This window comes from Pseudomonas sp. GL-RE-29, from assembly GCF_019947275.1.
Lineage (GTDB): Bacteria > Pseudomonadota > Gammaproteobacteria > Pseudomonadales > Pseudomonadaceae > Aquipseudomonas > Aquipseudomonas fluorescens_A.
The window spans coordinates 110,805-132,829 of record NZ_JAGYGD010000021.1 but is presented as its reverse complement, the minus strand read 5'-3'; the positions used below and the strand labels follow the sequence as shown (position 1 = coordinate 132,829).

The following is a 22,025-nucleotide window of genomic DNA, read 5'->3' as shown; positions in this document are numbered from 1 at the left end:
CGCCACTACCGCCATCTCTGGCTTGAGCGCTCGAAACCCCCGACAAGGTGTCTGGAATCAGTACGGTAGACGCTGACAGAACTGCGCCAATAGCAACAGCCAGCAAAAGCTTGTTCATGTGCATATCGATCTCCGTCTTCTTCATTTGGAACGTTGATAAACCAATGCAACGTGCCGCTGTATTCAGTTGGAAATTCACTTGGAACGTTGGTAAACACCTCAACCTCCTGATTTATTCAGTGGCAATGTCGATAAACCCTGCAACGTCCGGCCAGGCCCCGTTGCAGAGCATCAGTGAATGCTTGAGGCCAGCTCGAAAATCGGGATGTACATGAGGATCACGATGACCCCGATCAGCAGGCCGATGAAGGTCATGAGCAATGGCTCGAACAAGCGCACGAACCATTCGATCCAGCGGCTGATTTCTTCGTCGTAGAAGTCGGCGCTGCGCTCCATCATCTGCCCGAGGTTGCCGGACTGTTCGCCGGCGCGCAGCAGGCGCAGGGACACCGGGGTCACCAGATGATTGAGTTCCAGGGCGGTCGACAAGGATTGCCCCTCGCGCACCCGTTCGCAGGCCTGGTCCAGACGCAATCGGGAGGCCGGGGTGAGCAGGTTGCGGACCATGCCCATGGCGGTGACGAGGGGGATACCGCCTTGCAGCAGAATCCCGAGGGAACGGTAGAACCGCGCCAGTTCGTACATGAAGATGCGTTGGTGCACCGCCGGGAGTTTTTCGATCACGCGATCCAGGCCCCGACGGAAGGACGGCTGGCGCTGGAGGAAGGCGAGGGCGATGACGATCGTCGCCAGTGCGCCGAAGAATTCACCCTGATGGGCGTGCAGGAACATGCCGCTGCTCATCAGGATCTGCGACAGCCACGGCAGGTTCGAGCCCAGCCCTTCGAACACCAGGCTGAAGCGCGGTACGACGTAGCCCATCAAAAACAACACCACGCCGCCGCCCACCACCAGCAACAGCAGCGGGTAGATCGACGCGCTGACGATCTTCTGGCGAACCTCGTCCATGCGCTGGCGGTAGCTGACATAACGGCCCAGGGCTTCGCCCACCGCACCAGTCTTCTCGCTGGACTGCACCAACGCGACGTACAGCGGCGGGAACACCGCCGACAACTGGCCCAAGGCCTGGGAAAACGATTTGCCTTCATAAAGCAGGCGCACCAGTTCACTCAAGGTCTTGCGGGCCTGCGGCGCGTTTTCTTTTTCCGCCAGGCTTTCCAGCGCGTCGATCAACGGCAGGCCGGCGTTGAGCAGGGTCGTCAGTTCCTGGCTGAACAACACCAGGTTGAACGTCTCGCGCTGCTTGAGGCGCAACGCGCGCCAGTGTCGCTCGGCGTGCAGGCTGACCACCCGCAGGCCCTGATCCTCGGCGATGCGCCGGGCCTCGCTGTGGCCCGGCGCTTCGACGGTCATGGACACCACACCGGCCTTGCCTACTGCTTTGAGGTGAAAGCGCATGGTCGCCATTCCCGTTACTGCCAACTGGTGACTTCGGCGTTTTCGCCTTCGCCGCCGGGCTGGCCATCCTTGCCCATGGACAGCAAGTCGTACTCGCCGTTTTCGCCGGGATAGCGGTAGTTGTAGTTACGGCCCCAGGGGTCCTGCGGCAGTTTTTTCTGCAAGTACGGGCCGGTCCAGCGGGTTTCGTCACTGGGGGCGGTGACCAGTGCCTGCAAGCCCTGTTCGGTCGACGGGTAATGACCGACCTCCAGTCGATATAAGTCCAGGGCCTTGCCCAGACCTTCTATTTGCGCCTTGGCCACTTTCACTTCGGAACGGCCCAGTTGGGCGAAATATTTCGGCGCGACGATGCCGGCCAACAGCCCCAGCACCACCAGCACCACCAACAGTTCAAGCAAGGTGAACCCGCGTTGGGATCGAGGAGACGCATCACGCGGGGCGAAGCACGGACGTTGATTCATGATGACCTCACACAGTCGGCAGAAGGGTCGCAACAAGGGCTTATGCAATTGCCATGCAAAGGCCCGCTCATGCTTTTGCCATCCCCCTGGACCGCCCGTGCTACGGGCTTTCGCGCTTTCGGCACAGTGCTTGCGTATGGCTCATCAGCGACCGGCCATTGGGGCATTACCCCCATTTTTCGGGGCCGGCCACGGGAGTCATAACAATGAAAACACTCACCACAGGATTGCTCGGCATGATGCTGCTGGCCGGTGTCGCCCAGGCCGACGTGTTCGTTTCCAAGGACAGCAAGGGCGACTTCGTTTTGTCCAATGTCCACCGCCCCGGTCGCCACTATGAACGGGTGATTCAGGAGCCCACCGCGGCACTGGTCAGCCTCGACCAGCAGCCGCAAATGATCGCCGCGCAACCCTACGCCGAGCTGGTGTCGGCGGCGGCCACGGCCAACGAATTACCGGCGGCACTGCTGCATGCGGTGATCAAGACCGAGTCGGCCTATAACCCCAGCGCCGTGTCGGCCCAGGGTGCCGGTGGCCTCATGCAATTGATGCCCGACACCGCCCGCGAGATGGGCGTGAAAAACGTCTACGACCCCAAGTCGAATATCCAGGGCGGAGCCCGGTATCTGAAGCGCTTGATGACCATGTTCGACAACGACATCGCCCTTGCCGTGGCCGCTTACAACGCCGGGCCGCAAGCGGTGCTCAGCCGTGGCGGAGTGATCCCGCCGTTCGCCGAAACCCAGCGTTATGTGCCCAACGTGCTGCGCCAATACCGGCGATTGCAGGGGTTGTCGGTGGATGCACCGCTGTGACCGAACAGCTGGGGCGAGTTTCCCCAACATTGGGGCATGGGGGCCCCGGCGAAAAAGTGGGGAATAAGTGGGGAATATCCCCCGATGACTTAACTGGTAACTGTAACTGGTTGAAAAAACGATAGATTTTTTATGGCATACAGATTGCTCTGAGGGACTTGTCGAGAATTATTCCCTGTGAGCACCCACAGCGAGGCCCGTGATCATGACCGGCATTTTTCACGCTCCATCCGTCCTTCCCTGGCTGCTGTTGGCCGCATCGATGCTCGGCATCGAGTTCGCCGAAGCGGCAGCGCGATGTGAGCGCAATCTGGTGGCTAACGTCGTGGCGCTGGACCAGCCGCTGATGTTCAACCGCCTCGGTGCGCAGAACGTCAACGGCATGATGTTCGCCCTGCGTCGCGATGTGGTCGATGACCATGACGTCTCACTCGCCCAGGGCGGTGCGGCGGTACCGGGCAAGGTGTCGCTGCGGCCCGACAAGCGTCCACGTCCGCTGGTGCTGCGGGTGGCCGCCGGTGACTGCCTGACCATCAATCTGCAGAACCTGCTGGCCTATCAGGCCAACCCCGGTTCCCACGACGGTGGCGAGGGAGTGGAGGGCGAGGAAGAAGAGATCGCAATCGGCAATAACCCGAACTTCAAGGTCGACGAGCAAGTCGCCGATCGCCATGTCGGGTTCCAGGTCAACGGCATGCAAGCGGTCAACAGCATCGATGACATCGCTTCGTTCACCGGGCGCAACGCCAACTCCTTGATCGCACCGGGTGCGAGCCGTTCCTACACCCTGTACGCCGAGCGCGAAGGGGTGTTCGCCGCCAGCAGCCGTGGCGCGACCTTCGGTGGCGAAGGTGCGGCCGGCAACGTGGCCAACGGTCTGTTTGGTCAAGTGGTGGTAGTGCCCAAGGGCGGTCGCACTTACCGCAACACCGTGACTGAAGAAGAAATGCGCCTGGCCAGTTCCGGCCGTACCCCGGCCGGTCAACCGATCGTCGACTACCAGGCCCGCTACCCACAACGCGAGCCGTGGATCCGTGAAGGCAAGGCCGGCACGCCGATCATCAACATGGTCGACGGCAACGAAATCATTTCCAGCGAGAGCGACGCGATCGTCATGGGCAGCAACGCCGATGGCAGCTTCGCGCCTTCGACGTATCCGCTGGAAGCCGTGGGCAAACGCAACCCGGCGATCCCCAATCGGCTTGAGCCGTTCCGCGATTTCGCCTCGCAGTTCCAGGATGAAACCGCAGCGACCCAGGCGTTCCCCGCTTACTGGGCCGACCCGGTGATGGCCCACGTGCTGGAGCCGACCCGCGACTCGTTCATGATCAACTATGGCTCCGGCGGCATGGGCGCCGAAGTGGTGGCCAACCGTCTCGGCGTAGGCCCGATGCACGATTGCCTGTCCTGCGCCTATGAAGAATTTTTCCTCAGCTCCCACACCGTTGGCGACGTGGCGATGCTGGTGGACGTACCGGCCAACGCCGGCCTGGAAGGCATCACCCCCGGCCAGACGCCGAACGCCGATCAGGTGGGTGTCAAGGCGACCATGGCGCTGTATCCGTCCGAGCCGTCCAACGTCAACCACAGCTACATCGGTGACTTCGTCAAATTCCGCAACACCCACAACGGCCATGAGCAGCACATCTTCCACTTGCACGGGCATCAGTGGCTGTTCAACCCCAACGACGACAACTCCGACTACGTGGACGCCCAAGGCATCGGCCCGGGCGCCGGCTACACCTACGAAATAGCCAACGGCGGTTCGGGCAACCGTAACCGGGTAGCGGGCGATGCGATCTACCACTGCCACTTCTACCCGCACTTCGCCCAAGGCATGTGGGCCATGTGGCGGGTGCACGACGTGTTTGAAGAAGGCACCAAACTCGAAGTGTCGCAACAGGGCGACGACGGTTTCCACAGCGAACCTTATGCCCTGCGCAGCGGTAAACCCGCCGCCGGCGCACGGGCCTTGCCCGACGGTGAAATCGTTGCCGGTACGCCGATTCCTGCGGTGGTGCCGCTGCCTGGCAAAGCCATGGCACCGATGCCAGGCAAAGTCGCGGTCGTACCGAAAATCGGCGAAACCCTGGTGGCGGCCAACGACGATGACGATGAAGAAGAGGACGACGATGACGGCGAGCACCATGGCGGCAGCGGTGGCGCCCAGGCTATCGGCTCCCTGGCTCTGGTGGATCGCAGCGAAGCCAATCGCAACGCCGATGGCACCCTGAAAAACCCTGGCTATCCATTCTGGATCGGCGGCATGGAAAGCTCGGTCGGCCAACGCCCACCGACCCCACCGCTGGACATGCTCGACGCCGCCTCGGCACAAGCCTTGAAAGCCACGGGCAAAGCCTTGTGGGCCAACCTTGACCCGGCTCAGTCCGGTGGCTGGAACGGTGGTTTGGGACGTCATGCGTTGGACGGCGTGTCTGCCGGTGGCGAAGCCGAGACCATTACCACCTCGCTGGATTTCTCCAAAACGGTGACGCGTGCCAAGCCGATTTACCTGCCGGAAGAGGGCACCGAAGTCGAGCAAGCGGCTATGGCGTTCCACGCCAAAAAGGACCATCCAAGCTTCGCCCTGCTGCCGGGCAATCAAATCGTTGCCCGTGCCTTCCGCACCAACGGCGCCTTGCCGATGGCCGGTGCGCCGTACTACGAGCCCTGCATGGACGACCGGCAGAAACGCCTGACCAGCAGCGCCGGCACCGGCGAGTTTGCCAGCGGCGAGCGGGTCGACGGCATGTCCTTCATCGGTTCGTCGACCTTCACCGCTGACCGTCCGCGCATCTATAAAGCGGCCAACATCCAGTTCGACGCGGTCTACAACAAGGTCGGCTACCACTTCCCGCAAGCGCGCATTCTGGCGCTCTGGGAAGACGCCTGGCCAGTGATCACCAAGCAGCGTCCGCCAGAACCTTTGGTGATGCGCATGAACACCTTCGACTGCGTGCAATACCAGCAAACCAACCTGGTGCCGGCCACCTATGAGATGGACGACTATCAGGTGCGCACGCCGACCGACGTGATCGGCCAGCACATTCACTTGCCGAAGTGGGACCTGGTGTCGGCCGATGGTTCGTCCAACGGCTGGAACTACGAGGACGGCGTCCTTTCCCCAGGTGCGGTGCAAGAACGCATCCACGCCATCCGCGAGTTCAACCAGTGCGAAGGCACTGACCCACGCGACGGTACACCGGCCTGCCCGAAAGCCAAAAACCACCCGTACTTCGGTCAATATGGTCGGGCTGACTGGGTCGGTGCGCGTACGGCGATGCAACGCTGGTTCGTCGATCCGGTGGTGAACGCCAAAGGCGTCGACCGTGGCCTGGGCACCATTTTCACCCACGACCACCTCGGCCCATCGACTCACCAACAGATTGGCCTGTACGCCACCGTACTGGCTGAACCGGCCGGTTCCACCTGGTTCCACGCTGAAACCGGCGAGCCGTTGTACAGCGGCGCGCGTCAGGACGGCGGGCCGACTTCGTGGCAAGCGGTGATTAATACCGGTGACATCGATGGCGATGGCAAGAACGACAGCTTCCGTGAGTTCTTCCTCGAGTACAGCGACTTCCAGCACGCCTATGAAGCCGGTGTGTACGTCGGCGCAGGCCCGGACGGCAAGCCGAATGCACAAGCCTTCCCGGCCACGGCGGACAGCTTCCGCTACGCCATCAACCCGCCTGTGCGTAACAACGCCAGTACCTTGCTGGACGGTGTTCTGGAAGTGCAGGGCGGGATGGTGCCAGGTTGCCCGACCCGGCCATGCCCGCAAGCGATCTCGGTGGATGACCCTGGCATGTTCGTGGTCAATTACCGCAACGAACCGCTGGCCCTGCGGGTGTACGACCCGAACAAGGTCGGCCCGGACGGCAAGCGCGGCATGCAGGCCGACGGCCTCGGCGGCGACCTGGCGTACGCCATGCAAAGCCGTACCGACCGTGCGATCCCGGCGATGAACCTGGCGCCGAACCTGATCACCGCGGCCACCGGCCCAACCGGCGGCACCACGCTGTTCCCGCCGCACATCAACAAGGGCGGCGCGGAACCTGGCGATCCGTTCACCCCGATGCTGCGTACCTACACCGGCGACAACGTGCGGCTGCGGGTGCATGCCGGTGGTCATGAAGAGGAACACAACGTCACCCTGCACGGCGTGAAGTGGCTGCAAAGCGGTTCCGGTTTCGGCAACAGCTCCAACTCCGGCTGGCGCGCGTCGCAGATGATCGGCATCTCCGAGCAGATGGGCTTCAATGCGCCAGTGTCGATGATGTCCAGTTCGGCGGCGACCACGGGTGACTACCTGTACTCGATGGATGCCTCGATTGAAGGTTACTGGAGCGGTATCTGGGGCGTGATGCGCAACTACACGGCGCAACGCAGCGATCTGTTCGCGCTGCCGAACAACGCCAAGCCAACCGGGATGCGCAACACCGTGGCGTTTGACGGCATCTGCCCACGGTACGGCGCCAACCCCAACGGCATCGGCACCCGGCCGACCCCGCAACGCAATTATGAAGTGGTCGCGGCGCTGGCCAACGACATCCTCACCAACCCGTTGGGTCTTACCATCGGTGATCCGGCGGGACTCGGCCAGCATGTTGGCGGGCCGTTGAATCCGGCGGGTGGCACCCTGGTGTTGAACTCGCGGACCGTGAGCATTCCGCAGGTCACCGTAGTCGACCCTGAAGACGGTGAAACCATCACCATCGGCGGGCAAAGCGGGCCGCTGCATGACCCGACCGCGATCCTGTATGTGCGCAAGGCCGACCTCGACCCAACCACCGGCAAGCTCAAACCCGGTGTACCTGTCGAACCGCTGGTGCTGCGCGCAGCGGCCGGTGATTGCATCAACGTCACCCTGGAAAACCGTCTGCCGAGCGTCATGCCGGACCTGACCCAGACCGCGGTGATGCAAGGCATGGTCAAACGCGATCGCAACAGCGGCACCGGTTCGACCACCTTCAGCAACAACCTGATGCGGCCGTCGAGCCACGTGGGTCTGCACGCGCAATTGCTGGCGTACGACATCACCAAATCCGACGGCACCAACGTCGGCGCCAACCCGACCCAGACCGTGCCACCGCGTGTCGGCAGCAGCGGTGCCTACCCGACCCGTACCTATCAGTACTACGCCGGGCACCTGGAGCGTGAAGGCAAACCGATCACCCAACTGGGGCGCAACGTCGACAACATCAATGCCACGGCGATTGAGTTCGGCGGCTTGAACATCACCCCGGCGGACGTGATCAAGCAATCGCAAAAAGGCCTCGCCGGTGCGATGAGCATCCTGCCGATCGGCGCCACTTGGGTTGATGACACGCGCAAAGTGAATGCGACGGTGACCGCACCGGGGCAAACCACCTACCGTGACTTTGCGATGGTCTGGCAAAAAGCCTTGAACACTCGCTGGGCCAACGGTCGGCCAGTGGAAGGAATTGCTGCGGAAGGCTTCGGCGTGCCGACCGATCCGCAGGACAACTCCAGCATGGCCATCAACTACAAGACCGAACCGCTGTGGTATCGCTTCGGCCTGGCGCCGGATGCACCGTTCGGCCATGCCGACGGCGCAGGCTACGGCGACATGGTGAATGCGCACATGGCCTACAGCAACGCGCTGGTGGGCGGTGATCCGCAAACACCGGTGCTGTACGCCAAACCGGGGCAACCGTTCCGTACGCACATCCTGATGCCTACCGGCGGCAGTCGCGGTTCGACCTTCCAGCTTGACGGGCACGTCTGGTCGAACAACCCGTTCCTGTCGGAGAAGAGCGATACCGGTGGCTATCCAATGGGCATCCCTGGCGTGGGCTCGGTGAAATTCGGCTACAACCCGATGTCGATGTACATCGGCGCCCGCGAGAGCGTCCTGCCGGCAGCGCACTTCAGTTTCATGCTGCCAAGCGCCGGGGGTGTCAACGCGATACCGGGTGACTACCTGTTCCGCGACTACGGTGCCTATGGCAACACCTCCGGGTTGTGGGGGCTGTTGCGGGTGACCAATGAACCGGAACCGGCACCGGTGCCGTAGGCCACAGCGGGTAGAGATGGAGCAACTGATGATCTGTGGCGAGGGAGCTTGCTCCCGCTTGAGTGCGTAGCACTCACAAAATATGCATTGACTGCAAAAGTTTTGGGGCCGCTACGCAGCCCAGCGGGAGCAAGCTCCCTCGCCACAGAGTCAGGCATTGCTCCTGGATAGGCAGACACAGATCTGAAGGGGAGTCTGGACATGAACAGGACCATCAAAATCGCCAGTGTTGCGCTGACCCTCGGGGTTGCGTTGATCTGGGTGGGGGTATGGCGCACCTCGCCACCGGCCATGCTCAGCGACGTTGCGCTACCCAACACCTGGAGCGGCCAGACCCTTGAACGCGACGGCGTGTCGGTGGCACTCGAAGTGCGGCCGTTGAGCGAAGGCGGGGTGTTGCGCGAGGGTGAGTTTGCCGATGTGCGTTTTCGGGTGACTGACAAAGCGTCGGGCCAACCGCTGGCGGGCGTTGCCCCCGGCGCCTGGATCGATCCGGAAACCGTCGCCGCCGACGAGGCCCAGGGCCGCGAACAGAGCTGCAAATCCCGGGTCGGGGTGTTCCTCAAATCGAGTATCGGCGCACGGCCGCTGCTCGACCTCAACAGCTACTTCCTGATGGTGATGAACCGCGATGCCAGCGTCTCGGTGGTGGACCCGTCGGTCTCGGTGGGCGGCATCACCAGCACCATGACCCGCATCGATATCAAGCAACCGCCCATGGATTGGGTGACCCCAAGGGACAACAAACGGGTATTCGTGTCGATGCCGACGGCGGGCGAAGTCGCGGTGATCGACAGTGAACAATTCAAACTGCTCGACTCGGTAGCGGCGGGTAGCAATCCGGTGCGTGTGGCGTTGCAACCGGACGAGCGCCTGTTGTGGGTCGGCAACAATGCCACGGCGGTGGAGCAATCCGGGGTCACGGTGATCGACACCCGCAGCCTGAAAACCCTCAAGCACCTGGCCACCGGCAGCGGCCACCACGAAATCGCCTTCAGCAAGGACAGCCGCTTTGCCTTTGTCACCAACCGCGACGACGGCACCCTGAGCATCATCGATGTCGCCACGTTGACCATCAGCAAACAGCTCAAGACCGGTTCGCACCCGTTGTCGGTGGTGTACTCGCCGCTGTCCGGCGCCGCGTATGTGGCGGATGGCAAGGACGGCACGGTCACCGTGGTCGATGCCGCCAACCAGTCGGTACGGCGGGTGATCAAAATGAAGCAAGGCCTCGGCCCGATGGGCTTCAGCGCCGACGGGCGTTTCGGCATCGTGCTCAACACCCTGGAGAACCAGGCCTTTGTGATCGACGCCGCCAACGATTCGTTGATCCATGAACTGGACGTGTCCGCCGAACCCTATCAAGTGGTGTTCACCAAGGCCTATGCCTACGTGCGCGGACTGGCATCGGCCAAGGTCACGATGATCAACCTTTCGTCCCTCGGCGAAGGTCGCACGCCGATCAGCCAGGGTTTCGAAGCCGGGCCGCAACCGCCCCGGCTGGCCGGTGACCTGCCGCTGGCATCGAGCCTGGCGGTGTCGCGGGACGACAACGCGGTGTTCGTGGTCAACCCGGTGGACAACACCACCTATTTCTACGCCGAAGGCATGAACGCGCCGATGTCCGGCTACCCCAATCGCGGGCAAGTGGCGCGGGCAGCGATGGTCATCGACCGCAGCCTGCGCGAAATCGAGCCGGGGCTGTACAGCTCACGGATCAAGCTGCCGCCGGCCGGACGTTTCGACGTGGCGTTCCTGCTCAATCAGCCGAACATCATCCATTGCTTCAGCGCCGTGGTTGAGGCCAACGACAAGCTCGCCCCCGTCGCTGGCGTGCCGAAAGTCGAGTTCATGCTCGACAAAACCACCGCCGCGCTGGGTAGCCCGTATGTCGTGCGCTTTCGCATCGTCCAGGGCAAACAGAAGGTCCAGCGCAGCGGGGTCAAGGACGTTGAGGTGCGCTACTTCCTGGCACCGAGTTCACGGCCTCAGCACGTCGCGGCACTGGACGTCGGCAATGGAGTTTATGAAGCCCCGGTCATCCTTGACCAAAAAGGCGCCTGGTACCTGCACGTGCGTGCGGCATCCCTGGGTGCGAATTTCGACGATCAGACTTTTGCCAGCGTTCGGGTAACCCCAGGCGTTGCTCATTGAAGAGGACATCGACATGAACCGATTTGCACATCATGGACTGCTGACGCTCTGCCTGTTGGCCGTCGGTATTGGCCCAGCCCTGGCTCATTCGACGGATGAGCACGCCGGGCACAACGCCGCGGCCAAAAGCGCCAGCTCGGAGAAAGCCCAGGTCAAATTCGCCGACGTGGCTCTGGTGGATCAGAACGGCAAAACCGTGCGCCTGGAAAAAGACCTGGTCAGCAACAAGATCGTGGTCATGAGCTTCATCTACACCAGCTGCACCACGGTTTGCCCGGTGGTGTCCTCGATCATGGGCAAGGTGCAGAAACAGTTGGGTGCGCGGGTCGGCACCGAGGTGCAACTGGTGTCGATCAGCATCGACCCGCAACGCGACGACGCCAAACGCCTGAATGATTATGCCCGCGCGTTCCAGAACGGCCCGGGCTGGAGCTGGCTCACCGGTTCCACCCAGTCGGTCAACGAAACCCTCAAGGGGCTCGGCAGTTTCAGCGGTGACTTCAAGAACCACGCGCCGCTGATTCTGGTGGGCGATGGCAACAACCGGCACTGGACCCGCTACTACGGCTTCACCGACCCGGCGGTGTTGAGCCGTGAAGTCGAGAAGCTCAGCGGTGAGCGCAACACCCACGCCAAGCACACAGCCATTGCCATGGAGCATCAGCCATGAGACTCCTCGACTGGATCACCCTGAGCTTTTGCTTTTGCATTTTCAGTGCGGTGGCGTTCGCCCATGAAGGGCACCAGGAACCGGCGCCTGCGGTGGAGGCAACCGCTACGGCGCAGCCCGCCAGCGGCACCCGCGATGCGAAAACCTGGTTCACCGACACGCCGTTGCAGGATCAGAACGGCAACACCCTGCGTTTCTACAGTGACGCGCTGCAGAACCGCGTGGTGCTGCTCAATGTGATTTTCACCAGCTGCAACGATGCTTGCCCGTTGATCACCCAAAAGCTCAAGGAAGTGCGCGAAGTGTTGGGCGACAAGGCGGACGGCATAACCTTTATTTCCCTTACCAGTGATCCGCTGCGGGACACCCCGGCGGTGCTCAAGGCTTACACCTTGAAACAGGGCGTCGATGAGCCCCACTGGCTTTTTCTTACCGGCGACAAGGCGCAGATGGACCTGGTCCTGGGCCGGATCGGCCAGATCGTGCCGACGCCTGAGCAACACTCCACGCAGTTGATCGTCGGCGACGTGGCGAACAAACGCTGGAGCAAAATCCGTCCCGATGCCCCGGCCGCGGCCATTGCTCAGCGCTTGCAGTTGCTGACAATGCCTGTGGTCGGTCGCTGAGCGCGCGCCATGAAAAACGCCCTCATCCCCGGACTGTTCGCACTCAGTCTACTGATCCTCTTCAGTGCCAGCCTGAGCGTCTACGCGTTGCCGCTCAGTCCCAGCGAAAGCGCAGGCAAACGTTTGTACCGCGAGGGGGTGTCGGCGAGCGGTGAGCCGGTCATGGCCCGAATCGGCGCGACCGGCATGTTGATGCCGGCCACCAGCCTGCCGTGCGCCAACTGCCATGGCGCCGATGGCTCGGGTCGACCCGAGGGTGGGGTGCGGCCGCCGGACCTGAACTGGTCGCGACTCTCCAGCACCTATGGGCAGCAGCAAATCAATGGGCGTGCTTACCCGGCCTACACCGATGGCACGTTGGCGCGAGCGATCCAGGAGGGCCGCGACCCGGCGAACAATCGGCTGGACCCGGCGATGCCCCGGTTCGTGCTGTCGAGCAAGGATCAACACAACCTCACGGCGTACCTCAAGCGCCTGGCCGATGACCGCGATCCAGGCCTGAGCGCCGACAGTCTGCACCTGGGAACGCTGTTGCCGAGTACGGGCTCGTTGCGCGACGAGGGCGCCACCGTCGCGGCGGTGCTCAAGGGCTGCGTGATGCGCATCAACGAAGCCGGTGGGATTCACGGCCGGCAGTTGCGCCTGACCATCCTCGATCCCGGGCCGGACCGCGTCAGCGCCGAGCGGGCGTTGGATGAGTTGATTGAACAAGAGCAAGTGTTCGCTCTGGTCGCACCGCTGGCGCCGGCGCTCGATTCGGAACTGGCGTCGCGCCTGGAACAGGCCGGTGTGCCGCTGATCGGGCCGCTGTCGTTGCAAGGCTCGGCCCAGGTCAGTCGGCAAATCTTCGAACCGCTGCCGGGCCTGCGTGAGCAAATGATTGCCCTGGCCAATTACGCCGCGACCAGTTTGCGCGTGCTGCAGGGGCCGACGCTGATCGCCTATCCGAATGAACCGGGGCAACGGCAGGCGGCGGAGAAACTTGCGCAATACCTGCAAGACAATTCCTGGCAGAAAGTACGCCTGCAAGCCTACGAATCGGCGCAGGACGAACTGCCGTTGGGCTCGCGTTCGGTGTTCTACATGGGCAGCAGCGGCGGCTTCAGTCATCTCGCCGAACGCTTGCAGACAGCAGGGCAGGTGCCTTACTTGTTCGCTGCCTCGAATCAGGTAGCGGGTGATCTGCTGCAAGTGCCCAGCGGGTTTTCCCGGCGGGTGTTCCTGGCTTATCCGTTCGTGCCCAGCGACTGGACGATGGCCGGGCGCCTGGCCCTGACCCAATTGCGCCAACGGCAGAAACTCGGTGGTGAGCACGCGGTCCTGCAAGTCGGCGCATTCAGTTCGATGATGCTGCTTAGCGAAGGCATGAAGCAGGCCGGGCGCGACGCCAGCCGCGAGAAACTGGTCAGCGCCCTGGAAGGCTTGCATGACTTCGATACCGGGCTGACCCCGCTGATCAGCTTCGGACCGGGCCGACGCCTGGGCCTGAGTGGCGCCCATGTGGTCACGGTGGACTTGCCCGACCAGCGCTTCTATCTGGTTGCCCCTTATAAACCCGTTGCCGCCATGCCCTGACGGAGGCTGAACATGAAACTCAATTCTCTGCTGGTCCTGTTGATGTTGTGGGTGCCCGCCGCGTTTTGCAGCAATGGGCCGGCCGTGGCCCGGGTCAATGGCGAGGAAATTTCCCAACTGCGCCTGGAGCGTTACTTCGCCGAATACCTGGAGGATCAGGGCCGGGCGGTCGCGAGCATTCGCAACCCCAAGGCGTACCAGCAATTGCGCAAGTCTGCCCTGGATGCCTTGATCGACAAGGAGTTGCTGTGGCAGGAAGCGCTCAAGCGCGGGGTGGTGATCAGCGACGCCACGGTGCAGAGCCAGGTCGATCAGACGCGCCAGGCCTTCGGCGGTGCCGACGTGTTCGCCCGGCGTCTGGAAGACGCCGGTTTCGATGAGGCCAGCTATGCCGAATACACCCGCCGGGAGCTGGCGGCCCAGCAGGTTTTTGCCGATCTCACCAAACTCGGCGAGCCAGACGAGAAGCAAGTACGGGCGTTTTTCGAAGAGCACCGTGCAGAGATGAGCCGGCCGGAGGAGGTGCAGGTCAGGCATATCCTGATCAAAGTGCCTCAGGGTGCGGAGGCTTCCACTGTCGAAGCAGCGCGACTACGCTTGGAGGCAATGCGTACCACTATCAACAAGGGCGCAGATTTTGCCAGCGTTGCCCGCAGTGGTTCCGAAGACGCTTCGGCCAGCGAGGGCGGTGACCTGGGGTATTTCCCGCGTGGGCGCATGCTGCCGGAGTTCGATAAGGCTGCGTTTGCCCTGGCACCGGGTGAGGTCAGTGAACCGGTGCGCACAGCGGTTGGATGGCACCTGATTTATTTACAGAACCGACTGGAGGCCGCCGATGTCACAGAGGAACAGGGACTTGATATGGTCAGGGCATACCTTGCCCGACAGAACCAGGTTCAGGTTCGTCTACGGGTTCTGGCGCAATTGCGCTCCAGCAATCGCATCGAGCGGATTGACGATGAATGAACCCTTCCCCAATAGTGGGGGAAAGCTTCCATGCAATGCCGTTCGCTTTTCCCCGTTTTTGGGGGGTGGGGGACGTGGTCAAAAAGAGATTGTTTTTAAAATCAGGGACATGAAGCAATAAACCAACCGGCGCTCAGCCTGGCATGAAGTGTGCGTTAGACCTATCAAGGCGCGCACTCCGCCAGGTTCGGTATTCGGACCTGCGGTTTCAAGGAGTCCACCTTGTTAAACAAAGTACTGGTTGTTGAAGACGAACAGCTGCTAGCGGAAAACCTCCAGGGTTACCTGCAGGCGCAAGCACTGGAAGTCCGGATAGCTCACAACGGTGAATCGGCGATTGGCGAAGCCAAAGACTTTTCACCCGATGTGATGGTGTTCGATTACCGCTTGCCCGATATGGAAGGCTTTCAGGTGCTCGATGCCGTCCGCCAGAACAGGAACTGTCATTTTGTGCTGATCACAGGGCATCCAACCGCAGAAGTTTGCGAGCGGGCCCGGCAACTGGGAGTCAGCCACATCCTGTTCAAACCTTTTCCGATGGCGGAATTGGCCCGTGCAGTGCTTGATCTTCTGGGAAGGCAGCGCGAACCCAAAGCGGGTGTGAGCAGCTCCGAAGGATTCGTCGAACGACGCCAGAGCAGGACCGAAAATTTCCCGCTGCAGTTGTACGACGGTAGTTGGGTGCTTGCAGATCGACGAAGAAGTTCGACCTCCAAGACGCCAGACAACGAACAATTGCTCACCGGGGAGTAGTGGCGCGACAAGACGTTCCGGCCTCCACCGAAACAGCTCGCCGCGCCGACAGGGCCAAAAGCCCCGGGCGTTGGAGAGCAAGCCATGGACCGTCTATCCGTTGTCGTCGAACCGTCGCTGCTGGAGTCTGTACCTACCCGGTTTTCCAGTGAGCAGTTGGCCCAGGCTCGGGTACTGGCCGCCAGTTCTGGCGAGCGAGTCCTCAATGCCCTCGGGGAACTGTGCGAACTGGCTCCCATGCCCTTCATCCAGTGCCTCGGCACGACCCTGCATTATCCGGTGCTCGACACCGACAGCCTGTTTCAAGCCACCCCGGTATTCGACCGGGTCACCCTGGCCCAATGCCTCAAGCGCGAATTCACCCTGCTGCGTCACAACGATGAAGTCATTGGCGTATTCGCTGACCCCTTCGACACTGCACGCCTGGCCTGGATCGACGATTGCCTGCACGGCGCGCCGCTGTACCTGGTGCATGCCGACGACCTGAAAGCCTACCTGGCGCGCCACGAAGAGAGCTTCCACGCGGTGGAATCGCTCAACGCCCAGGCCGACGCCAATACCGAAATCGACAACCTGCAAAGCCTGTCCCTGACCAGCATCAGCGAAGACTCCAGCGTGGTGGTCAAACTGGTCAACTCGACCCTGTACGACGCCTTGAAAATGCACGCCAGTGACATCCACCTGGGCACCACCGGCAGCGGTCTGGTGATCAAGTACCGTATCGATGGCGTGTTGAACAACATCAGCAAAATCCAGGGCAGCGAATTCGCCGAACAGGTGATCTCCCGGGTCAAGGTCATGGCTGAACTGGACATCGGCGAAAAACGCGTGCCCCAGGACGGTCGCTTCAAGATCGGCATCAGCGGCCGGCAGATCGATTTCCGGGTGTCGATCATGCCGAGCATTTTCGGCGAAGACGCGGTGCTGAGGGTGCTCGACAAACAGGACCTGGCGGACAAAGTCAGCGGCGTGCAGTTGCAAGCCCTGGGCTTCGAAGACGAAACCCTGCGCCAACTGCGCCGTCTCGCCGCCGAACCCTACGGCATGGTGTTGGTCACCGGGCCTACCGGTAGCGGCAAGACCACCACGCTGTACGCGATGATCACCGAGATCAACCACGGCGTGGACAAGATCATCACTATTGAAGACCCGGTGGAATACCAACTGCCGGGCGTGCTGCAAATCCCCGTCAACGAGAAAAAAGGCCTGACCTTCGCCCGGGGTTTGCGCTCGATCCTGCGCCATGACCCGGACAAGATCATGGTCGGGGAAATCCGCGACCCCGACACCGCCCAGATCGCCGTGCAATCGGCACTCACCGGGCACCTGGTGTTCACCACCATCCACGCCAACAACGTGTTCGACGTGATTGGTCGCTTCACCCAGATGGAAATCGACCCTTACAGCCTGGTCTCCGCGCTCAACGCCGTGCTGGCCCAGCGCTTGATTCGCCTGGTGTGCAGCAGTTGCAGCAGCACCTACACCCCGACAGATGAAGAGCTGGAAGCCTCGGGGCTCGATCCGCAAAACGTTGCGCATTACCACTTCGTCCACGGCAAAGGCTGCGGTCATTGCCGCGGCACCGGTTACCGCGGACGCAGCGCCATCGCCGAGTTGCTGCACCTGGACGACGAACTGCGGCAAATGATCGTCGAGCGCCAACCCATTTCGAAAATCAAGGCCCACGCCTGCAAACGTGGTTTGCGCCTGCTGCGCGAATCGGCGCTGGAACTGGTGCAACACGGCCGGACTACTCTCGAGGAGATCAATCGTGTCACTTTTATCTCGTGAGCGTTATGTCGCCGTCCTCGGCGCCAACGGTGTCGGCCTCGGCCAGCGGCAGGGCAGTGAAACCCTGTGGCTGGGCAGCGTCGGCTTCATCGACGAAGGCTTTCATGGCTGGGCCGTGGGCCTGGAAACCCTCGACCGTCTGCTGGGTGAACATGCCGGTGCCGGTGCGGAATTGACCGTGGTGGTTTCCGGTCACTTCAGCCGGTTCTGCCTGGTGCCCTGGAGCGAACAAATCAGCAGCCCGGACGAACTGCTCGGGTTTGCCCAACTGTGTTTCGAAGACCTCTACGGCGTACCGACGCAACCCTGGAGCCTGGTGCTTTCGGCCGAACCTGCCGGCTACGACCGCGTTGCGACGGCACTGCCGCAAGACCTGCTGGACCGTCTGCGTACCCTGGCCAGCGGTCGTGGCCTGCGCCTGCGTTCGGTGCAGCCGTACCTGATGGCGGCGTTCAACCATTTCGATAAAAGCTTCGGCGCCGGCGACTTCCTGTTCGTCGTCGCCGAACCGGTGCGTAGCGTGATGCTGGTGGCGCGCGAAGGGCGCTGGACATCGGTGCGTTCGGTGGGCAGCAGCGACAGCGATGCCGCACTTACCGCGCTGATCGGTCGTGAAAGCCAATTGCAGGCCTCGTCCAGCGAGCGGCCGCTGAACGTTTACCTGCATGCGCCGGCGCGCATCGACTCGCACCCTGAAGTGCCAGGTGTTCACCTGCGCACCCTCGAAGAGGACCGGACAGCCGTACACGATTGCCTGTACGTCATGTCCCGGGCGGTGGCCTGACATGCGCCCCTTGATGCTCGACTTTCAGCCGCGTCGCCGCTCAAGCCCTCTGGGTTGGAGCCTGCTGGCCGGTGGCGTGGTGCTGGCGCTGACCTGCACCGTCATTCAGCAACACCTCAGTGAGCAGGCCGAACAACAGCAAGGTCACCTGCAAACCGCGCAACGCGTGCTCACCGGCGACAGCGGCACCAAGGTCAGCCTGACCCCGGCGGAAACCCGCGAGCAGGCACAGAACCTGGCCGAAATGCGCAAGGTCTCGCAGCAATTGCGCCGCCCTTGGGAGCGTCTGTTCGCCACGCTCGAAGCCATGCCCCGTGAAAACGTTGCCTTGCTGACCCTGACCCCGGACGCCCGCAAAGGCCAGGTGCGGATCAGCGCCGAGGCGCGGGACCTGGACGCCATGCTCGACTTCCACCGCCGCCTCGAAGCCAGCGACGAGCTGTCCGATGTGTCGCTGCTCAGCCACGAAATCGTCGCCAACGTGCCGGAACAACCGGTCCGTTTCAACCTGTCGGCTACCTGGGAGATCGGCGATGCAAATCCCTAGATTGATCGTCCACGAATACCTGCAAAGCCTGGGCGTGCCCGGTCTGGCAGGGCTGGCCATGCTGCTGGTGGCGCTGACCTACGGCCTGGCCGGATTGTTGCCGGACTGGCAGTCGTTGCAGCAGTTGAGCCAGCAGACCCGCGAAGCCAGTGAATATCTGGCCAAGGTCGAGGAGGGCAGCGTGGCCGCACCGGTGGTGCCGCAGCGTCAGCTCGATGATTTCCGCAGCAAGCTGCCATCGCAACCTCAAGCCACCGTCGCCATCGACAAGATCTACGCGTTGGCCGCACAGGAGCGCATCACTCTGTCGCGCGGCGAGTACTCGCTGGGCATTGATCCGAAGACTCACCTGGCGCGCTATCAGATTCTGTTGCCAGTGCGCGGCAGCTACCCGCAACTGCGGCGCTTCATGCACGCCTTGCTCGGCCAGTTGCCGGCAGTGGTGGTAGAGGAACTTGAGTTGCAGCGCAAAAAGATCGCCGACACCGACCTTAACGGGCGGATCCGCATGACCCTTTACCTGTCGAGGTCATGATGAACAACAAACGTGCAGTGGGTTGGGTGGCGTTTCTCGGCGTGGCCGCGGCGCTGACCTGGTTCTCCGAATACTTCCAACAGGCCGATGACAACGACCTTGCAGTGGCGGTAGTGGCCACGCCCGCCAAAGGCAAGTCCGGTGGCGTGTTGCCAGCCGCAAAAGCCGCCGGTGCGCCCGTGGCGATCAAGGACCTGAGCCCGGCCGGCGACCTGTTCGCTTCCCGCAGCTGGAAGGCTGCACCGGCCCTGGCCAGCGTCACCGAAAAACCCGTCAACGTCGCACCGGTGGTGCAGATCCCCACTGCACCGCCCATGCCTTTCCAGTTCATTGGCCGCATGGATGACCGCACCGACCTGCAAGTGTTTTTGCAGAACGGCGAAAAAATATACGTCGTGCGCAAAGGGGATGTGATCGACGAAACATGGAAGATCGAGCGGATTTCCGACATGGAACTGAGCCTGGTCTATCTGCCTCTGCATTTGTCCCAGACTCTGTCTGTGGGGAGCGCGCAATGAACAAATCCCGTTTGCTGATGAGCCTCTGTCTCTGTGCAGGGCTGGCCGCGTGCAGCTCGGCGCAGGTGGCCAAGGAAGAAGCCTCTGAGCTGATCGAACAAGGTCAGTACGAAGCGGGCCTGGCCCGGATCGAAGAGGGCTTGCGGGAAGACCCTCGCGACACCGAGCTGCACATTGCGCTCAACAGCTCCCGTGCCCGTGCGGTCACGGCGCTGCTGACCCAGGGCGACATGGACCGCGCCCAGCGCGATTTCGCCTCGGCGCGCATGGCTTACGGTCGGGTGTTGACCATCGAGCCGAACAACCGCCGCGCTCAGGATTCCATGCGCCAGCTCGAACATATGCGCAGCCTCGATGAAAAACTCGAACTGGCCCGTGGCGACCTGCGTCGCGGCGACATCTACGGCGCCGAGCGTCAGGTCAAGCAGATCCTCGAACTGGACCCGAACAACGAAGGCGCCCTGGAGCTGCAAGGCAACATCCGCCTGGTGCAGAGCCGCAACGTGGTGGCGTATCCACAACTGCGCACCCGCCTGGACCGGCCGGTGACCCTGGAATTTCGCGACGCCAACCTGAAAACCATTTTCGAAGTGCTGTCCCAGGTCGCCGGTTTGAACTTCATCTTCGACAAGGACCTGCGACCGGACATGAAAGCCACCATCTTCGTGCGTGATGTACGCATCGAAGACGCCGTGGAGCTGCTGCTGCAACAGAACCAGCTGCACCAGAAAGTGGTGAACGAAAACACCCTGCTGATCTACCCGGATTCGCCGCAGAAGCTCAAGGATTATCAGGAGCTGGTGATGCGCACTTTCTACCTGACCAGCATCGACGCCAACACCGCGCTGAACATGGTCAAGACCATGCTCAAGACCCGCGACGTGTTCGTCGATGAACGTCTCAACACCCTGACCATGCGCGACACCGGCGATGCCGTGCGCATGGCGGAAAAGCTCCTGCAATCCCAGGATCAGTCCAACCCGGAAGTAGTGCTGGAAGTGGAAGTGATGGAAGTCGCCACCCAGCGGATTCTCGACCTTGGCCTGCAATGGCCGAACACTTTTGGCGTGGTCAACAGCGACGGTTCGGCGGTGACCATTCTCGATCAACTCAAAGGCATCAACTCCGGCCGGATCACCATCAATCCATCGCCGCAGGCCAAGATCAACGCCGCAGACAAGGACATCAACACCCTAGCCAGCCCGGTCATCCGCGTCAGCAACCGTGAGCAGGCGCGCATCCACATCGGTCAGCGCGTGCCGATCATCAGCGCCACCTCCGTGCCGTCGACCCAAGGACCGGTGATCACCGAAAGCGTGACTTACCTGGATGTCGGTTTGAAACTGGAAGTGCAGCCTACCGTGCACTTGAACAACGAAGTGGCGATCAAAGTGGCCCTGGAAGTCAGCAACGCCACGCCGCTGGAACCGACCCGCCAGGGCACGATTCCGGTCCAGGTCGATACGCGTAACGCCCAGACCACCCTGCGCCTGCATGACGGCGAAACGCAGATCCTCGCCGGCCTGATGCGTAACGACCATGGCAGCACCGGCAACAAGATTCCCGGCCTTGGCGACATTCCCGGCCTTGGTCGCCTGTTCGGCAGCAACAAGGACGACGTCAGCAAATCCGAGCTGGTGCTGTCGATCACCCCGCGGATCGTGCGCAACCTGCCGTACCAGAGCCCGTCGGACATGGAGTTCCCTACCGGTACCGAAACCAGCATGCACATCCAGGCGCCGGATCGTTCGAAGGTCGAGGTCGAAGAGGTTAAAGCCAATGGCATGAGCGCACCGATCGCTACCACCGTTACCGTCGGGAAGCCTTGATCATGAACGCCTCGCAACGCGGTTTTACCTTGATCGAAGTCGTGGTGACGCTCGCGCTGATCGGCCTGTTGGCCGGTATGGCCGCGCCACTGACCGAGACCGTGGTGCGCCGGGGCAAAGAGCAGGAATTGCGCACCGCGCTGTACCAGATCCGCGATGCCATTGACGCCTACAAACGTGCTTTCGACGCCGGCTACATCGAGAAGTCGCTGAGCAGCAGCGGCTACCCGCCGAACCTGAAAGTGCTGGTGGAAGGCGTGCGCGATGTGCGCAGCGCCAAGGGGGCCAAGTTCTATTTCCTGCGGCGCGTGCCCCACGACCCGCTGGCCGCGGTCAAGCGTGACGACGAAGGTGGCTGGGGCGTGCGTTCCTATGACAGCACGGCTGAAAACCCACGGGAAGGCGAAGACATTTTTGACGTCTACTCCAAGGCCCGTGGCAAGGGTCTCAACGGCATCGCGTATCGGGAGTGGTGAGCA

The 22,025-nt window shown here is 62.1% G+C and carries 17 protein-coding genes; 15 read left to right on the top strand and 2 right to left on the bottom strand.

Annotated elements, in window-relative coordinates; translation table 11 throughout:
• Positions 1–291 precede the first annotated feature (291 nt).
• A complete protein-coding gene (locus KGB21_RS18480) occupies positions 292–1,479 on the bottom strand; it encodes a type II secretion system F family protein (RefSeq protein ID WP_034151237.1) in 1,188 nt (395 codons plus the stop codon).
• Between the two features lie 14 nt (positions 1,480–1,493).
• Positions 1,494–1,943, bottom strand: a complete 450-nt coding sequence (gene gspG, locus KGB21_RS18475) for a type II secretion system major pseudopilin GspG (RefSeq protein WP_034151238.1) — start codon at positions 1,941–1,943, stop codon at positions 1,494–1,496.
• A gap of 206 nt (positions 1,944–2,149) precedes the next feature.
• On the opposite strand from gspG, the gene KGB21_RS18470 reads away from it, so the two are divergent.
• The 15 genes from KGB21_RS18470 to KGB21_RS18400 all read left to right on the top strand — a co-directional run bounded on the left by KGB21_RS18470 (position 2,150) and on the right by KGB21_RS18400 (position 22,022).
• On the top strand, positions 2,150–2,758 hold the full coding sequence (locus KGB21_RS18470) for a lytic transglycosylase domain-containing protein (protein ID WP_034151239.1): 609 nt from the start codon (positions 2,150–2,152) through the stop codon (positions 2,756–2,758).
• A 205-nt stretch (positions 2,759–2,963) separates the two neighbouring features.
• The gene (gene mnxG / locus KGB21_RS18465; RefSeq protein WP_223506211.1) at positions 2,964–8,798 is read left to right on the top strand and encodes a manganese-oxidizing multicopper oxidase MnxG; all 5,835 of its coding nucleotides are present in this window, start codon (positions 2,964–2,966) and stop codon (positions 8,796–8,798) included.
• Between the two features lie 201 nt (positions 8,799–8,999).
• Positions 9,000–10,952: a YncE family protein gene (locus tag KGB21_RS18460; protein WP_223506210.1), complete on the top strand. Its 1,953-nt coding sequence runs from the start codon at positions 9,000–9,002 to the stop codon at positions 10,950–10,952.
• Positions 10,953–10,965: 13 nt separating this feature from the next.
• On the top strand, positions 10,966–11,622 hold the full coding sequence (locus tag KGB21_RS18455; RefSeq protein ID WP_223506208.1) for an SCO family protein: 657 nt from the start codon (positions 10,966–10,968) through the stop codon (positions 11,620–11,622).
• Positions 11,619–12,248 carry an SCO family protein gene (locus tag KGB21_RS18450; RefSeq protein ID WP_034151243.1) on the top strand — a complete coding sequence of 210 codons (630 nt, stop codon included), beginning with the start codon at positions 11,619–11,621 and terminating at the stop codon, positions 12,246–12,248. Before KGB21_RS18455 ends, KGB21_RS18450 begins: the two co-directional genes overlap by 4 nt.
• 9 nt (positions 12,249–12,257) lie before the next feature.
• Positions 12,258–13,823, top strand: coding sequence for an ABC transporter substrate-binding protein (locus KGB21_RS18445; protein WP_034151244.1), 1,566 nt, complete (start codon positions 12,258–12,260; stop codon positions 13,821–13,823).
• 12 nt (positions 13,824–13,835) lie between these two features.
• Positions 13,836–14,789 carry a peptidylprolyl isomerase gene (locus KGB21_RS18440; RefSeq protein ID WP_034151245.1) on the top strand — a complete coding sequence of 318 codons (954 nt, stop codon included), beginning with the start codon at positions 13,836–13,838 and terminating at the stop codon, positions 14,787–14,789.
• Positions 14,790–15,011: 222 nt separating this feature from the next.
• On the top strand, positions 15,012–15,542 hold the full coding sequence (locus KGB21_RS18435) for a response regulator (RefSeq protein WP_034151246.1): 531 nt from the start codon (positions 15,012–15,014) through the stop codon (positions 15,540–15,542).
• Between the two features lie 84 nt (positions 15,543–15,626).
• Positions 15,627–17,333 carry a GspE/PulE family protein gene (locus tag KGB21_RS18430; protein WP_034151247.1) on the top strand — a complete coding sequence of 569 codons (1,707 nt, stop codon included), beginning with the start codon at positions 15,627–15,629 and terminating at the stop codon, positions 17,331–17,333.
• Positions 17,314–18,117 carry a hypothetical protein gene (locus KGB21_RS18425; protein WP_034151248.1) on the top strand — a complete coding sequence of 268 codons (804 nt, stop codon included), beginning with the start codon at positions 17,314–17,316 and terminating at the stop codon, positions 18,115–18,117. The genes KGB21_RS18430 and KGB21_RS18425 overlap by 20 nt, the downstream gene beginning before the upstream one ends.
• A 1-nt stretch (position 18,118) precedes the next feature.
• Entirely contained in the window at positions 18,119–18,664 is a 546-nt protein-coding gene (locus tag KGB21_RS18420; RefSeq protein ID WP_034151249.1) for a PilN domain-containing protein, read from the top strand.
• Positions 18,651–19,199, top strand: a complete 549-nt coding sequence (locus tag KGB21_RS18415) for a GspMb/PilO family protein (RefSeq protein ID WP_034151250.1) — start codon at positions 18,651–18,653, stop codon at positions 19,197–19,199. The genes KGB21_RS18420 and KGB21_RS18415 overlap by 14 nt, the downstream gene beginning before the upstream one ends.
• Complete coding sequence (locus tag KGB21_RS18410; protein WP_223506206.1) at positions 19,199–19,717, top strand: hypothetical protein; 519 nt, start codon at positions 19,199–19,201, stop codon at positions 19,715–19,717. The genes KGB21_RS18415 and KGB21_RS18410 overlap by 1 nt, the downstream gene beginning before the upstream one ends.
• Entirely contained in the window at positions 19,714–21,546 is a 1,833-nt protein-coding gene (locus KGB21_RS18405; RefSeq protein WP_223506204.1) for a secretin N-terminal domain-containing protein, read from the top strand. The genes KGB21_RS18410 and KGB21_RS18405 overlap by 4 nt, the downstream gene beginning before the upstream one ends.
• Positions 21,547–21,548: 2 nt before the next feature.
• Positions 21,549–22,022, top strand: a complete 474-nt coding sequence (locus KGB21_RS18400) for a type II secretion system protein (protein ID WP_223506202.1) — start codon at positions 21,549–21,551, stop codon at positions 22,020–22,022.
• The last annotated feature ends 3 nt before the right edge of the window (positions 22,023–22,025 follow it).